Source organism: Actinoplanes lutulentus (genome assembly GCF_003259845.1).
Lineage (GTDB): Bacteria > Actinomycetota > Actinomycetes > Mycobacteriales > Micromonosporaceae > Actinoplanes > Actinoplanes lutulentus.
Genome location: NZ_QLMJ01000021.1, coordinates 140360 through 154310 on the forward strand (window position 1 = coordinate 140360; position 13951 = coordinate 154310).

Genomic DNA, 13951 nt, shown 5'->3' on the forward strand with positions numbered 1-13951 from the left:
TAGTAGTAACCCTTGCGGGTAACTAGGGCCCTGGAGATAGCGTCGCGGCGTTCCCAGAAGTCAGAGGAGAGTTGTGATGCGCGCGATCACCCAGCAGCGGTTCGGCGGCCCCGAGGTCCTGGAGGTGGCCGACGTGCCGCGTCCGGAACCGCTGCCCACCGAGGTTCTCGTCCGGGTCGTCGCGGCCGGTATCAATCCGGTCGACGCCAAGACCCGCGAGGGCTCAGGGATGGCCGGAGTACTCGGTGCGCCGCCGTTCATCCTCGGCTGGGACGTGTCCGGCGTGGTGGAGAAGACCGGCCACGGCGTGCACACACTCCAGCCCGGCGACGAGGTGTACGGCATGCCGTGGTTCCCCCGTCAGGCCGGCGCCTACGCCGAATACGTGACAGCCCCGTCCCGCCAGTTCGCCCGCCGACCGGTTTCGATCAGCCATGAGGCAGCCGCCGCGGTGCCGCTCGCCGGGCTGACGGCGTGGCAGTCGCTGACCGCCGCCACCACGATCAAGCCCGGTCAGCGGGTGCTGATCCACGCGGCGGCCGGCGGGGTCGGCCACTTCGCGGTGCAGATCGCCAAGCACCTGGGCGCGTACGTGATCGGGACCGCCCGGTCCGCCAAGCACGACTGGCTGCGCTCGCTCGGCGCGGACGAGCTGATCGACTACAGCACTGTCGCTTTCGACTCCGCGGTCAAAGACGTGGATGTCGTGCTCGACCTGGTCGGTGACGAGCAGACCGGGCTGCGGTCGCTGAGCACGCTGACACCGGGCGGATTGCTGATCGCGGTGCCGTCGGGTGTCGCACCGAGCGTCTTCGATGCCGCGCAACGGGACGGCAAGCGGGCCGTCGGGTTCCTGGTCGAGCCGGACGGCACCGCGCTGACCGAGATCGCCCAGCTGATCGACGCGGGCGCGGTGCACGTCGAGGTGGCCGAGGCGTTCCCGTTGGAGCGGGCCGCCGACGCCCACCGAGCCCTGGAGACGGGCCGGACCCGCGGCAAGCTCGTCCTGACGATCTAGAAAACCCCGAGAAACCCCGAGAAATCGTGAAATGACCGGTCACCGGTACGGCGCGGGTTCCGTCCGGTGACCGGCCACGTCTTCAGGCCAGCCTGCGATAGGCCGTGAAATCGGTCCTTTTACGAAGCTCGAACCCGATCGACTCGTACAGTCTGATCGCGTTCACGTTCGCCGCCGACGTGTGCAGGAACGGTGTCTCGCCGCGTTCCCGGATACCCGCCGCCACGGCCCGGACCAGCCGGGTGGCCAGCCCTTGACCGCGATGTGCCGGATCCGTGCAGACCGCGCTGATCTCGGTCCACCCCGCCGGATGCAACCGCTCACCAGCCATCGCGATCAGCGCGCCGGACGCGGAGCGCAGCCCCAGATAGGTGCCCAGCTCCACGGTCCGTTGCAGGAACGGGCCGGGCCGAGTCCGCTCGATCAGATCGAGGATCTCCGGCACGTCCGCCGCACCGAGACGCAGGGCCTCCGGATAAAAAGACGCGGCCAGCGACACGTCGACGAACTGCACGCCCGCGATGCTGCCGACGACCTCCCAGCCAGGAAAAGCAACGGCCCCCGCGCCGGCAATCGTCACGGACTCTCCCGGCGCCACCAACACGGCGAGGTCGTTCCACGCACCCGGGTCGGTGGGATCCTCGAGCGCGTGGAACGGCGCCACGTCGCTCTGATACCGGGCAGCCCGGCCGTGCCGGACCGCGAAACGCGCGTGCGCGCCCCGCAGTGCCGACCAGGCCGGGTTGTCCAGCACCGTCTCCGAGGTGAGTGAGCGGGTCACTTGCCCTCGATGGGCAGGCCCGGCGGGTTCACCTCAGCCTTGTCGACGGCCTCGTTGGTGAGGTTCCATCGCTCCAAGATCTTGGTGTAGTCACCGGAGGCGATCAGCTTGTCGAGCGCTGCGGCGTACGCCTTCACCAGGCCGTTGTCCTTCTTGGTGGTGAGCGCGATCAGGCCCTGCAGGGTGGCGCCGGCGCCGGAGTAGGTGCCGACGATCTCGGTCTGCCCGGTGGTGGCGACGTGGTAGGCCGCGGACGGGTTGGGCCCGAGGTGCACGTCGATCTGGCCCGAGCCGAGAGCCAGGTAGGTCGCCTGGTTGGTCTGGTAGTACTTGATCTCGACCGGGGCGAGACCCTGCTTCTTGACCTCTTCGGCCCACTCGACCAGGATCTTCTCCTGGTTCGTACCGGAGCTCACCGAGACCTTCTTGCCCGCGATGTCGGCCGGCTTGGTGATCGTGAGGCCGGAGCCCTTCTTCGCGAGCCAGCCCAGGTCGTCCTTGCGGTAACTGACGAAGTCGTACTTGAGCTTGCGCTCCTCGGTCACGGTGATGTTCGAGGCGCCGAGGTCGAACTTGCCCGAGTCCAGGCCGATGAACAGGTTCTCCCAGGAGGTGTTCTCCAGGACCGGTTCGAGGCCGAGCGTGCTGGCGATGGCGGCGGCGATGTCCGGCTCGTTGCCGATCAGCGTCTTGTTGTCGGTCGCGGCGAACGCGAGCGGCGGGAACCCGGAACCGGCCGCGCCGACGCCGATGACCAGCTTGCCCTTGGCGGCGATCGCGGGGGGAAGCAGCGCCGCGGCGGCGTCGTCCTTGGGCGGCAGGATCCGGTTCTGGTCCGGGCTGTCGTTGAACTTCACCGCGGCCGCGGAGGCGTCACCGGCCGCGGGTACCGCGGCGGCTTCTTCCTCCGGCGCCGCGCATGCGGTCAGGCTCAAGGTCACCGCGGCAAGAGCTAAGACCCATTTGGTACGCATGAAAGGCTCCGTTTCTTAAATGAGGACCTTGGACAGGAACGCCCGGGTCCGGTCGTGCTGGGGGTTGTCGAGGACTTGTGCGGGCGGTCCCTGCTCGACGATCTGGCCCTCGTCCATGAAGATCACGTTGTCGGCCGCCTCCCGGGCGAAGCCGATCTCGTGAGTCACCACGATCATCGTGGTGCCGGCCGCGGCCAGGTCACGAAGGACGTCGAGGACCTCACCGACGAGCTCCGGGTCGAGCGCGGAGGTCGGCTCGTCGAAGAGGATGAGCTGCGGTTCCAGCGCCAGGGCGCGGGCGATCGCGACCCGCTGCTGCTGACCGCCGGAGAGCTGACGGGGGTACGCGTCAGCCTTGTCGGACAGTCCGACGCGGTCGAGCAGCTCGCGCGCACGTTCGTACACCTGGGCCTTGGATTTTCGCTGCGCCGAGATCGGCGCTTCGGTGACGTTCTCGAGGGCCGTGAGGTGCGGGAAGAGGTTGAAGTTCTGGAAGACGAAGCCGATGCCGGCCCGCTGCTTGAGGATCTGGCGCTCGCTGAGCTCGTGCAGCTTGTTGCCGGCCTGGCGGTAACCGATCAGGTCGCCGCCGACGCGGACCAGGCCACGGTCGACCTTCTCCAGGTGGTTGAGCGAGCGCAGCAGGGTGGACTTGCCGGATCCGGACGGTCCGAGGATCACGGTGACCGTGCCGGCGTGGGCGACGAGATCGACGCCGCGCAGCACGTGCAATGCGCCGAACGACTTGTGGACGCCGGTCACCTCGACGACGGGAGTGCTCACTTCCTCAACACCGCCTTGAGCTTCTGGAACGGGGTGGGCGGCAGGGTGCGCACGGCGCCGCGGGCGAAGTAACGCTCGGTGTAGTACTGCAGGATCGACAGGGCGGCCGTGAGGATCACGTACCAGACGGTGGCGACCATCAGCAGCGGGACGACCCGGCCACTGCGCCCATAGATCACCTGGACCTGGTAGAACAGCTCGCCGATCGCCAGGACGTACACAATGGACGTGCTCTTCAAGAGATTGACCAGCAGGTTCGCGGCGTTCGGCAGGATCGCCCGCATCGCCTGCGGCACCACGATCTTGAAGAACTGCCGGTGGCGGGGGATGCCGAGCGCGGCGGCGGCCTCGTGCTGACCCTGGTCCACGGAGAGCAGGCCGGCCCGGATGATTTCGCCGGCGAACGCGGCCTCGTGCAGAGCGAGACCGAGCAGCGCCGCACCGAACGGGCTGACCAGGTCGGCGGTCGCGAACGACCAGCCCGGCCCGAACGGCACGCCGACCTGAAGGCGGTCGTAGAGGTATCCGAGGTTCGCCCAGAACAGCAGCTGCACGATGAGCGGCACACTGCGGAACACCCAGATGTACGCCCAGCTGACCGTGGAGAGTACCGGGTTCTTCGACAGCCGCATCGCCGCGAGCGGGATGCCACCGAGGAAGCCGAGGATGGCGCCGGCGACCGTGAGCTGCAACGTCGTCCCGAGCGCCTCGACGACCGACTTCTCCAGGAAGTAGCCGAAGAAGGTGTTCCAGTCCCAGCCCGGATTGGTGGCCAGGCCGTGCACGAACTGCGCGAGCAGCACGAGGACCAGCGCGGTTCCAGCCCAGCGCCACGGATGCCGGGCCGGGACCACGACCAGTTCTTCCGGTGGATCCGCGGTGGCGGATCGGGGTGGGGACAGGACGCTCACGAGACCTCCAAGCTCAGTGCCAAAACGCTAGGCAGCGTCCACCATCGCCCACAAGTCCTACCAGGAATATATGTTTAAACACATCGTTGCGAGTGGGACGGGGATTGCCAGTAACCCCATAGATGCGATAGGAATACCGGGTATTGACGCGTACCCCTGCCAGGGAGACCTCTCTTGACCACCTCCGTCGCACCCGCGCCGCCGACCGGGCGCCCCACCGAGGCCGCTTCCACGCGGCCCGGGGCGCTCGCGCCGAGCGGCGGCCTGCGCCGCCGCCTCGCGCTTCGCCTGCTGGCGCTGCTCGCGCTCTATCTCCTCTGGGAGATCACCGCGCGCGCCATGCGCAACCCGACCTTCATCCCCTCACCCGCAGCGGTCTGGCACCAGCTGGTCGTCACCTCGTCCGTGCACGATGGGGTACGCGGATACAGCGGCCACCTGCTCATCGAGCACCTGGGTGTCAGCCTGCGGCGCATCGTGATCGGATCGGCGATCGGCATCGCCGGCGGCCTGGTCCTCGGCCTGCTGATGGGCACGATCTCCTGGCTGCGAGTGATCACCGAGCCGGTGGTCACGTTCGTCCGGGCGCTGCCGCCGCTGGCGTACTTCAGCCTGTTCATCATCTGGTTCGGCATCGACGAGACCCCGAAGCTGTGGCTGCTCTCGATCGCCGCGCTGCCGCCCGTCGCGGTGGCCACCGCCGCTGCCGTGCACGGCGCGCCCACCGGCCTGGTCGAAGCGGCTCGTGCGCTCGGCGCCGGGAAGTGGCAGACGACCCGGGACGTGGTGCTGCCCAGCGCGTTGCCGGAGATCTTCACCGGTATCCGGCTCGCGGTCGGTGTCGCGTACTCGTCGGTGGTCGCCGCCGAGACGATCAACGGTGTGCCCGGCATCGGCGGCATGATCCGCGACGCCCAGCGTTACTCACAGACCGACGTGGTCGTCCTCGGCCTGTTCGCCATCGGCCTCTCCGGCCTGCTCATCGACGCCTTGCTGCGGGTAGCCGAAAACCGGCTGATCCCGTGGCGTGGCCGAATCTGATCCGCACTTTCAAAGGGATATCTGATGAAGAAGATTCTTGCCGTCGCCTCCGCCCTGCTGGTCGGTGCGAGCCTTGCCGCCTGCGGTGACGGCGCTGCCAGCGGTGGTGGCGACGCGTCCGAGAAGTCGATCCGGATCGCCTACCAGGCGTTCCCCAGTGGCGACCTGATCGTCAAGAACCAGGGGCTGCTGGAGAAGGCGCTGCCCGATTACAAGATCACGTGGACCAAGTTCGACTCCGGCGCCAGCATCAACACCGCGTTCGTCGCGAAGAGCCTGGACATCGCCGCGATCGGCTCCAGCCCGGTCGCGCGTGGACTGTCGGCGCCGTTGAATATCCCGTACCAGGTGGCCTTTGTTCTTGATGTTGCCGGTGACAACGAGGCGCTGGTGGCGCGCAACGGCAGTGGGGTCACGGACGTCGCGTCGCTGCGCGGCAAGAAGGTGGCCACCCCGTTCGCGTCGACCGCTCACTACAGCCTGCTCGCCGCGCTGAACGCCGCCGGCGTGAAGGAGTCCGAGCTGACCATCGTGGACCTGGAGCCGCAGGACATCCTGGCGGCCTGGACGCGGGGCGACATCGACGGTGCCTACAGCTGGCTGCCCTCGCTCGACGAGCTGAAGAAGACCGGCAAGGTCCTGATCACCAGCCGTGAGCTGGCCGCCGATGGCAAGCCCACCCTCGACCTGGGCGTCGTCTCCACCGACTTCGCGACCGCGCACCCGGAAGCGGTGGACGCGTGGCGCAAGGTCGAGGCCCAGGCGCTGGACATCATCGCGTCCGACCCCGACGCCGCCGGGAAGGCCGTCGGCGCCGAGCTGAACCTCACCCCTGAGGAGGCGAAGGCTCAGCTGTCGCAGGGCGTCTTCCTGAAGCCGGCCGAGCTCTCCTCGCCGGAGTGGCTGGGCACCGAGGCCGCCGTCGGCAAGCTGGCTGACAACCTGGTCAGCGCCGCCGAGTTCCTCAAGTCCCAGCAGAAGATCGACGCCGTCCCGACGCTGGCCGACGTCCAGAAGTCGATCTACGTGAAGGGTCTCCCCGGTGTCCTCGGCTGAACCCGCGGTACTCATCGACGACGTTTCGCACGCCTACGGCGACGTCACCGCGGTCGGGCCGGTCGACCTGACCGTGCCGGCCGGGGAGTTCCTGGTGCTGGTCGGGGCGTCCGGCTGCGGCAAGAGCACGCTGCTGCGCCTGATCGCCGGCTTCGAGCAGCCGACGTCGGGGAGTGTGCGGGTCGCGGGTGCGGCCCCGGTTCCCGGGCGTGGCGCCGGGCTGGTGTTCCAGCAGCCACGGCTGTTCCCGTGGAAGACGGTCGGCGGCAACGTCGCGCTGGCGCTCAAATATGCCGGCCTGCCGGTCACGGCTGAGCGAGTCGACGAGCTGCTCGCCCAGGTCGGTCTGCACGATGTCGCGAAGCGGCGGATCTGGCAGATCTCGGGTGGACAGCAACAGCGGGTCGCGATCGCTCGTGCTCTTGCGGTGGACAACCCGTTGCTGCTGCTGGACGAGCCGTTCGCGGCGCTCGACGCGCTGACCCGGGAACGGTTGCAGGAGGACCTGCGGCGGGTGAGCGCGGAGACCGGGCGTACGTCGATCTTCGTGACGCACAGCGTCGACGAGGCGGTGTTCCTGGGCAGCCGGGTGGTCGTGCTGACACCGCGGCCGGGCCAGATCGCCCTCGACCTGAAGATCGACCTGCCCCGGACCGGAATCGCCGCGGACGAGCTGCGGGGTTTGCCGGAGTTCGCAGCCCTGCGGGCCGAGGTGGGCCACGCGATCCGCGACCGGGCGCACGTGTAGCAGGAAAGCCGCACGCCGCTCAGTTCGCGCGGCGTGCGGCTTTCCTCGGTGCGCGTCAGGCCTTCTTGACGTTCACCTTCTTGCCGGAGGCCTTCACCGTGTAGGTGACTGTCGCCTTGGTCCACGGGTTCGTGGCGCTGATCTTCACGCCGCCGGTGACGTTCTTGACGGTGACCTTCACCGGGGAGGACTTGTTCCACGCGGTGACCTCGGTGCGGGCGGCCTTGCGCAGGTTCGCGACCTTCACCGTTTTGCCCTTGGCGCCCGAGCGGGTGTCGGCAGCCGCCGAGTTCGCGAGCATCTTCACCGAGGCCGGCATCTCGATGTACGCGACGCCCTTGGCCAGTGCGGCCGGCGTGATGGTCTCGGCGACGGACGGCAGGGTGACCGTCTGCGGGCCGTACGCGAACGTCATGTCGAGCGTGACCGAGCCGTCCTTCACGGCCAGGTCGGCGCCGGTGAGCACGCCGGTCGTACCGACGTGCAGGACGATGTTCGTGTTGTCCTCGTCGGTGGCCGTGATGTCCGCGCTGCCGTCGTCGTGGGTGACCTTCGTGCCGCCGCCATCGAAACCGGTGGTCAGCGCGACCGGGCTCGGCGCGCTCTCCTCGATGTACTCGTCGAGGTCGAACGAGGTGTCGGCGGCGAACTGGTACTTCACCGCGGATTTGCCCATCATCTTCAGGGCTTTCCGCTCGGTGGACTCCTGCACCTCGTCGTAGATGCCCTTGTGGTCCGCAGCGAAGACGTTCGCCGTGCCGAGGCCGGTGGCGCTGAACCGGTCCGAGTACAGCCCGTGCACCAGGTCGGCGGTGGTCGTGCCGTCCCCGTCGATCACCGTGCTGGTGCTGCTGAACGTGAACCTGTAGTCCGAGGTCGTCTTCCAGCCCTGTGCGCCGGCCGTTGCTGACTTGCTCGCGATCGCCTTCAGTTCGGCGGCCATCTGCGCGGCGGTCAGTGTCGTCGTGGTGTCGGCGGCGTACGCGGCGCCGGGTGCGACTAACAGACCGGCGGCGACCGACGCGGCGGCGAGCAGAACGGCGGGCCGGGTGAGAACGGACATGCGGCACCTTTGAGAGCGGCGGGATCAGGTGCCGTAGTGATCGGACGCCGGGTGGCCGGGTTAAGGCTTTCTCAGTCGCCTCCGCCGCCGCCGCCGCCGCCGTCGGAGCCGCCGCCGAATCCGGGGCTGTGGTAGCCGGCGTAGCCGGTGTTGCTGCCCGACCCGAGGTGGTCAGCCCGGGACGGCTTGCGTGACGCGCTGCGGCGCAGCCCCTGCCCGGCGGATCGGGCAGCAGCGAGTCGTTCGTCCCGGCTCAGCGGCCGGGCGGCGCGACGGCGCCGGGTGAGTGTCAGGAGGTAGACGAGGACGGACGCTACGGCCGCGATTCCAGCGGCCAGAAGAAACCACTGCATGTCAACGACCGTAGAAGACCACCGCCACCACGGATCAGGGCTTGCGGCCGACCGCGCCGTACTCATCGACCGGGCGGGACTCGTCGCCGGTCGCGCCGTCGGCCGGGCGCCACTGGGCGCACGGGACCAGGCCGGGCTCCAGGACCTCGAGGCCCTCCAGGAAACGGCTGATCTCGTCCGGGTGGCGCAGGTGGTAGCTGAGCGGCGCGTTCGCGTTCCACACGCCGATGGCGTCCTCGAAGGCCGGCCCGTCGATCACGTTGGTGCCGTCGGCGGTGACCAGGTAGCTGCCGGGCGCGAGCTTGCCGAGCAACGTCTGGACGATCTTCACGGCGTCGTCGAGGTTCGGCACGTGACCGAGAATGTTCATCAGGATCAGGCCGACCGGCTTGTCCAGGTCGAGCGTGCCCTTGGCCGCCTCGAGGATGGACAGCGGCTCGTGCAGGTTGGCGTCGACGTACTCGGTGCGGCCCTCGGGAGTGCCGGTCAGCAGCGCCCGGGCGTGCACGAGCACGAGCGGGTCGTTGTCCACGTACACGATCTTGGAGTCCGGCGCGGCGGCCTGCGCGACCTGGTGGGTGTTCTCCGCGGTCGGCATGCCGGTGCCGATGTCGAGGAACTGCCGGATGCCGGCGTCGGTGGCCAGGTGCGTGACGGCCCGCTTGAGGAAGGCGCGGGACTGACGGGCGACGACCGCGATGTCCGGGTACAGGTTCGCGAAGTCGTCGCCGACCGCGCGGTCCACCTGGTAGTTGTCCTTGCCGCCCAGCCAGTAGTTCCAGACCCTGGCGGAGTGCGGCACGGAGGTGTCGAGCTTGGCGTCGCTGTCGGTCATCGGGGGCTCCTGACGTTCGCGGTGACGCAGAGCATACGCGCGTCCGATGAGGACAGTGCCAGCACGGTCGGGTGAAGAAAGCCGGAATAGAGAGCGGGCGTGACACGTCCCCCCGTACGCGTCACGCCCGCTTCAACGACCCGCCCACCCCCACCGTCCTGGGGTGGCCGGGAAGGTCAATTCCTCAGATCGACCACCAGACGCAGGTGTCCGGGGGCAGCACCACGTTGTCCGGGGTGCCGTCCAGCGAGCCGCTGGTCAGCAGCAGCTCACCGGGACGGCCGATCGCGACCGGCTGGTCGCTCATGTTGACCGTGCAGCGGAACACCTGCTCGCCGGCCACCTCACGCTCGAAGGCGAGGACACCCTCGGACGCCGGCACCCAGCGCAGGTTGTCGGTCGGCGCCAGCGCCGGGTGGCTGCGGCGCACGGCGAGGGCCGCGCGGTACAGCTCCAGCGTCGAGCCTGGCACCCGCTCCTGGGCGGCCACGCTGAGCTGCGCCCACGAGTCCGGCTGCGGCAGCCAGCTGCCGCCGCCGTCCGGACCGAATCCGTACGGCGCCTCGGTGCCACTCCACGGGATCGGCACCCGGCAGCCGTCGCGGTAACCGTCCTGACCGGTGGCGCGGTGGAACGCCGGGTCCTGGCGTGCCTCCGGCGGCAGGTCGACGACCTCGGGCAGGCCGAGCTCCTCGCCCTGGTAGATGTAGGCCGAGCCGGGCAGCGCCAGCATCAGCGCGGACGCGGCGCGGGCGCGCTGCAGACCGGCGACCGGGTCGACCTCGGTGGGCCGGCGACCGGCCACCTCGCCGTCGCCGGACTGGAGAAGCCGGTTGGTGTGCCGGACCACGTCGTGGTTGGAGAGCGTCCAGGTGGTCGGCGCTCCGACCGCACGCATCGCGGCCAGCGACTCGTCGATCATCTGGCGCTGGGCGGCCACGTTCCACGCGGTGCCCAGGTAGCTGAAGTTGAACGCCTGGTGCAGCTCGTCACCACGGACGTAGTCGGCGACCCGGGACAGGTTCGGCGCCCATGCCTCGGCCACCGCGATCCGCTCACCCGGGTACTCGTCGAGGATCTTGCGCCACTCGCGGTAGATCTCGTGCACGCCGTCACGGTCGAAGCAGGGGCTCTCGCCGACACCGAGCAGGTGCCATTCGGCGTCGCCGCCGACGTCCGGCAGGCCGTCCTCCTTGACCAGGCCGTGCGCCACGTCGACACGGAAGCCGTCGACGCCGAGGTCGAGCCAGAACCGCAGGATCGTCTTGAACTCGTCGCGGACCGCCGGGTGCTCCCAGTTGAAGTCCGGCTGCTCGGAGGCGAAGAGGTGCAGGTACCAGTCGCCGAGCGTGCCATCCGGATCGGTGACCCGCGTCCAGGCCGGTCCGCCGAAGATCGACGGCCAGTCGTTGGGCGGCAGTTCGCCGTTCTCACCCTTGCCGGGGCGGAAGTGGTACCGGTCGCGGAACGGCGAGCCCGGGCCCTCGGCGAGCGCCCGCTTGAACCAGTCGTGCTGGTCGGAGGAGTGGTTCGGGACGAGGTCCACGATGATCCGCAGCCCGTGCTCGTGCGCGCCGGCGATCAGCTTCTCGGCGTCCGCGACGGTGCCGAAGATCGGGTCGACGGTCCGGTAGTCGGACACGTCGTAACCGGCGTCGGCCTGCGGCGAGGAATAGAACGGGGAGAGCCAGACCGCGTCGATGCCCAGGTCTCGCAGATATGGCAGACGACTCAGGATGCCGGGGATGTCGCCGATGCCATCACCGTTCGAGTCGGCGAAGCTGCGGGGATAGATCTGGTAGATGACCGCGTTGCGCCACCAGGATGCGGGCGGCGCCTCCACGGCGGGCGGTGCGATCAGTTGATCAGTCATGACAGCGAACGCTAGCAGGTGACTAACACGTGTTACATAGCCAAACGGTTGCTTTCTTGCAGCAAGTTCTTGCAGGCCTGTGATTTGCCGGATTTGTGGGCGTTACCCAGCGGTAAAGTTCGGCTTCCCGGTCGAGTCCCGAATGATCAACGAGGTGCCGAGCATCTGATGCGGGTGCTGGTCCTCGCCCCGGATCGCGGAGATCAGGAAGTCCGCCGCCATCCGTCCCTTGGTCACGATCGGTTGTCGCACGGTGGTCAGCCGGGGACGGAACCAGGCCGACTCGGCGAGGTCGTCGAACCCGGTCACGGAGACCTCTGAGGGCACATCGATCGCAAGTTCTTGCAAAGCATCCACGGCGCCGTAGGCGAGCACGTCGGAGAGCGCGATGATGGCCGTCGGCGGGTCCGGCAATGCCATCAATTCGACAGTGGCGCGGTATCCGTCGGTGCGGGTCACGGGCGCCTCGGCAAGGCGTACATCAGAGAGGGCGAGACCGAAATCGCCCAGCGCATCCCCGATCCCGGCCCATCGCCGGGCCAAAGGCCCGCGATAGCCGCGCTCCGCCGCGTCCGGACCGGGGTCGATGCTCAGCACCGCGAGCCGGCGATGACCGAGTTCGAGCAGGTAGCGCGCCACTTCGGCGGCGCCACCCCGGTCGTCGACCTCGACGCTGGGCGCACCCTCGTGCCGATCACTGTCGATCAGCACGAACGGAATCCCGCGCCGATCCAATTCGGCCACCTCGCCACGATCAACTTCGAGGCCGCAGACGATGAACCCGTCCACAGCGGCGTACGGAATCGCCTTGAGCACCGAATCCCGCAGCGGCGGCGTCAGCAGCAGCGTGTAACCCTCCTGGTCGCAGACCTGCCCGGCGCCCATCAGAAACCGCGAGTAATAAGGGTTCTCCAGCACCTGCGCCAGCCGCTGCGGCAGCAGCACCCCGATCGAATTCGTCGTGCCGGCCTGCAGCATCCGCCCCAGCGTGTTCGGCGTGTAACCGAGCTCCTCGGCCGCGTCCAGAATCCGCTGCCGCGTCGCCGCCGCGATCCGCTGCGGATTGTTGAACGCGAACGACACCGCCGATCGCGACACACCCGCGGCCGCCGCCACATCACTGGACGTCGGCTTCCTCGACCGCATGCGAGCTCCCTGGGTTGGGAGCCCACGATAACCGAGCGTGTCGCGCGATCCGGGCAGGCCCCGCCCGTGTAGCGGCCGGAACCTGCCTGGATCGCGAAAATCCGCGACAGCTACGCGGCGGTGACGGGCACCTTCACGACGGCATCGAAGAGGTAGCCGAGGGTGTTGTGGACCGTGACGTCGGGCTGGGTGTTGCCGTGGATGTCGGTGGCGCGGGCCAGCAGGGTGTGGGCGCCGGCCTCCGGCTTCCAGGTCAGCTCCCAGCGCTGCCACACACCGCCCGGTGTTGCGCCGTAGAACCGGGCGCGCTTCCAGGTGGCGCCGCCGTCGACGCTGACCTCGACCTTGCGGATCGGGCCGTGCGCCGACCAGGAACGGCCGGTCAGCGTCGTGCGTACGCCGGCTTCGAAGACCGTGCCGGCGTCCAGCTCGAACGCGCTCTTGACCACCTGTGTGTCGAACGGCTGCCCCTCGGCGGGGTAGGACGGGCCGAACAGCCGGTAGAACTGGGTGTTCCAGGGCGAGAACAGGGGAGTGGCAGACACCTCGATGCTGCCGACCCATTTGATCGACGCGATGCCGATCCAGCCCGGGACGATCACCCGTACCGGGTAGCCGTGGTCGGCCGGCAGCTCCTCGCCGTTCATCTCGTAGGCGAGGATGACGTCGTCGAAGGCCTTCTCGACCGGGAACGGGCGGCGGACCTGGCCGAGGTCGACGCCGCCGCTGACGAAGTTCGCGTCGAGGCCGGCCGGCTGCACGTCGACGGCGTGCCGGCTGATCCCGGCGCGGCGCAGCACGGTCGACAGCTTGACCCCGCGCCAGCGGGCCACGCCCACCGCGCCGAGGGTCCACGCGGTGCCGGAGACGGTCTGGCCCTGCTGCGAGGTGAAGAAGCTGCGGCCGTTGCCGGCGCACTCGACCGCGGCGGAAACCGTCACCGACGGGAGCTTGCGCAGGTCGGCCAGGCTGAACTGGACCGGGCCGCCCCGCAGCCCGGACCCGAACACCGACAGGCTCCAGGTGGCGCCGTCGATGATCGGCGTCGTCGTGTGGTTACGCACGAAGAACCGGTCGATCGGTACGTAGTAACCCTGGTCCTTCAGCGACGACCAGCGGGTCTCCGCGTTGGTGCCGAGCGCCCGGAACAGCTCCGGCGGAAGTGGCTTGACGATCGGGGTGGCCGCGGCGGCGGGGCTGGCGGAGATCCCGGCGAGGGCCGTGCCGACACCGGCGGCGGCGCTCAGGCGCAGCAGGTCACGGCGGGAGAAGCCGCGCGCCCGGCCGGCCACGAAGTCCTGCAATCGACGCTCATCGTATTCAACCTCGTTCATGTCTGGGGATCCTATCGATTAGATAGGACATGTGG

At 68.9% G+C, this 13951-nt stretch carries 14 protein-coding genes; 4 read left to right on the forward strand and 10 right to left on the reverse strand.

Annotated features, from left to right (window positions below; all coding sequences use genetic code 11):
* Positions 1 to 76 precede the first annotated feature (76 nt).
* Entirely contained in the window at positions 77 to 1018 is a 942-nt protein-coding gene (locus B0I29_RS36165) for an NADP-dependent oxidoreductase (protein ID WP_111653734.1), read from the forward strand.
* 82 nt (positions 1019 to 1100) lie between these two features.
* Here the strand turns inward: B0I29_RS36165 and B0I29_RS36170 are convergent, their stop codons facing one another.
* From B0I29_RS36170 to B0I29_RS36185, 4 genes are read right to left on the reverse strand one after another with little or no spacing between them, the layout of a single operon-like run.
* Positions 1101 to 1799, reverse strand: a complete 699-nt coding sequence (locus tag B0I29_RS36170) for a GNAT family N-acetyltransferase (protein WP_111653647.1) — start codon at positions 1797 to 1799, stop codon at positions 1101 to 1103.
* Positions 1796 to 2773 (reverse strand): ABC transporter substrate-binding protein, encoded by a 978-nt coding sequence (locus B0I29_RS36175; RefSeq protein WP_111653648.1) that lies wholly within the window; start codon positions 2771 to 2773, stop codon positions 1796 to 1798. The genes B0I29_RS36170 and B0I29_RS36175 overlap by 4 nt, the downstream gene beginning before the upstream one ends.
* 15 nt (positions 2774 to 2788) lie before the next feature.
* The gene (locus B0I29_RS36180; RefSeq protein WP_111653649.1) at positions 2789 to 3556 is read right to left on the reverse strand and encodes an amino acid ABC transporter ATP-binding protein; all 768 of its coding nucleotides are present in this window, start codon (positions 3554 to 3556) and stop codon (positions 2789 to 2791) included.
* The gene (locus B0I29_RS36185) at positions 3553 to 4467 is read right to left on the reverse strand and encodes an amino acid ABC transporter permease (RefSeq protein ID WP_111653650.1); all 915 of its coding nucleotides are present in this window, start codon (positions 4465 to 4467) and stop codon (positions 3553 to 3555) included. Before B0I29_RS36185 ends, B0I29_RS36180 begins: the two co-directional genes overlap by 4 nt.
* Positions 4468 to 4641: 174 nt before the next feature.
* Between B0I29_RS36185 and B0I29_RS36190 the strand changes: the two genes are divergently transcribed.
* The 3 genes from B0I29_RS36190 to B0I29_RS36200 are packed head-to-tail and all read left to right on the forward strand — an operon-like array spanning position 4642 to position 7312.
* Positions 4642 to 5508, forward strand: coding sequence for an ABC transporter permease (locus tag B0I29_RS36190; protein ID WP_111653651.1), 867 nt, complete (start codon positions 4642 to 4644; stop codon positions 5506 to 5508).
* 24 nt (positions 5509 to 5532) lie between these two features.
* Complete coding sequence (locus tag B0I29_RS36195) at positions 5533 to 6564, forward strand: taurine ABC transporter substrate-binding protein (RefSeq protein ID WP_111653652.1); 1032 nt, start codon at positions 5533 to 5535, stop codon at positions 6562 to 6564.
* Positions 6551 to 7312: an ABC transporter ATP-binding protein gene (locus B0I29_RS36200; RefSeq protein ID WP_111653653.1), complete on the forward strand. Its 762-nt coding sequence runs from the start codon at positions 6551 to 6553 to the stop codon at positions 7310 to 7312. Before B0I29_RS36195 ends, B0I29_RS36200 begins: the two co-directional genes overlap by 14 nt.
* Positions 7313 to 7367: 55 nt before the next feature.
* Here B0I29_RS36200 and B0I29_RS36205 read toward each other — a convergent pair whose 3' ends face one another.
* The 6 genes from B0I29_RS36205 to B0I29_RS36225 all read right to left on the reverse strand — a co-directional run bounded on the left by B0I29_RS36205 (position 7368) and on the right by B0I29_RS36225 (position 13916).
* A complete protein-coding gene (locus B0I29_RS36205; protein ID WP_111653654.1) occupies positions 7368 to 8375 on the reverse strand; it encodes a hypothetical protein in 1008 nt (335 codons plus the stop codon).
* Positions 8376 to 8446: 71 nt separating this feature from the next.
* Positions 8447 to 8728 carry a hypothetical protein gene (locus tag B0I29_RS46090; RefSeq protein WP_181558153.1) on the reverse strand — a complete coding sequence of 94 codons (282 nt, stop codon included), beginning with the start codon at positions 8726 to 8728 and terminating at the stop codon, positions 8447 to 8449.
* A 34-nt stretch (positions 8729 to 8762) separates the two neighbouring features.
* Positions 8763 to 9563: an SAM-dependent methyltransferase gene (locus B0I29_RS36210; protein WP_111653655.1), complete on the reverse strand. Its 801-nt coding sequence runs from the start codon at positions 9561 to 9563 to the stop codon at positions 8763 to 8765.
* 184 nt (positions 9564 to 9747) lie between these two features.
* The gene (locus B0I29_RS36215; RefSeq protein ID WP_111653656.1) at positions 9748 to 11436 is read right to left on the reverse strand and encodes a glycoside hydrolase family 13 protein; all 1689 of its coding nucleotides are present in this window, start codon (positions 11434 to 11436) and stop codon (positions 9748 to 9750) included.
* 102 nt (positions 11437 to 11538) lie between these two features.
* A complete protein-coding gene (locus B0I29_RS36220) occupies positions 11539 to 12582 on the reverse strand; it encodes a LacI family DNA-binding transcriptional regulator (protein ID WP_111653657.1) in 1044 nt (347 codons plus the stop codon).
* Positions 12583 to 12692: 110 nt separating this feature from the next.
* The gene (locus B0I29_RS36225) at positions 12693 to 13916 is read right to left on the reverse strand and encodes a sulfite oxidase (protein ID WP_111653658.1); all 1224 of its coding nucleotides are present in this window, start codon (positions 13914 to 13916) and stop codon (positions 12693 to 12695) included.
* Between the last annotated feature and the right edge of the window lie 35 nt (positions 13917 to 13951).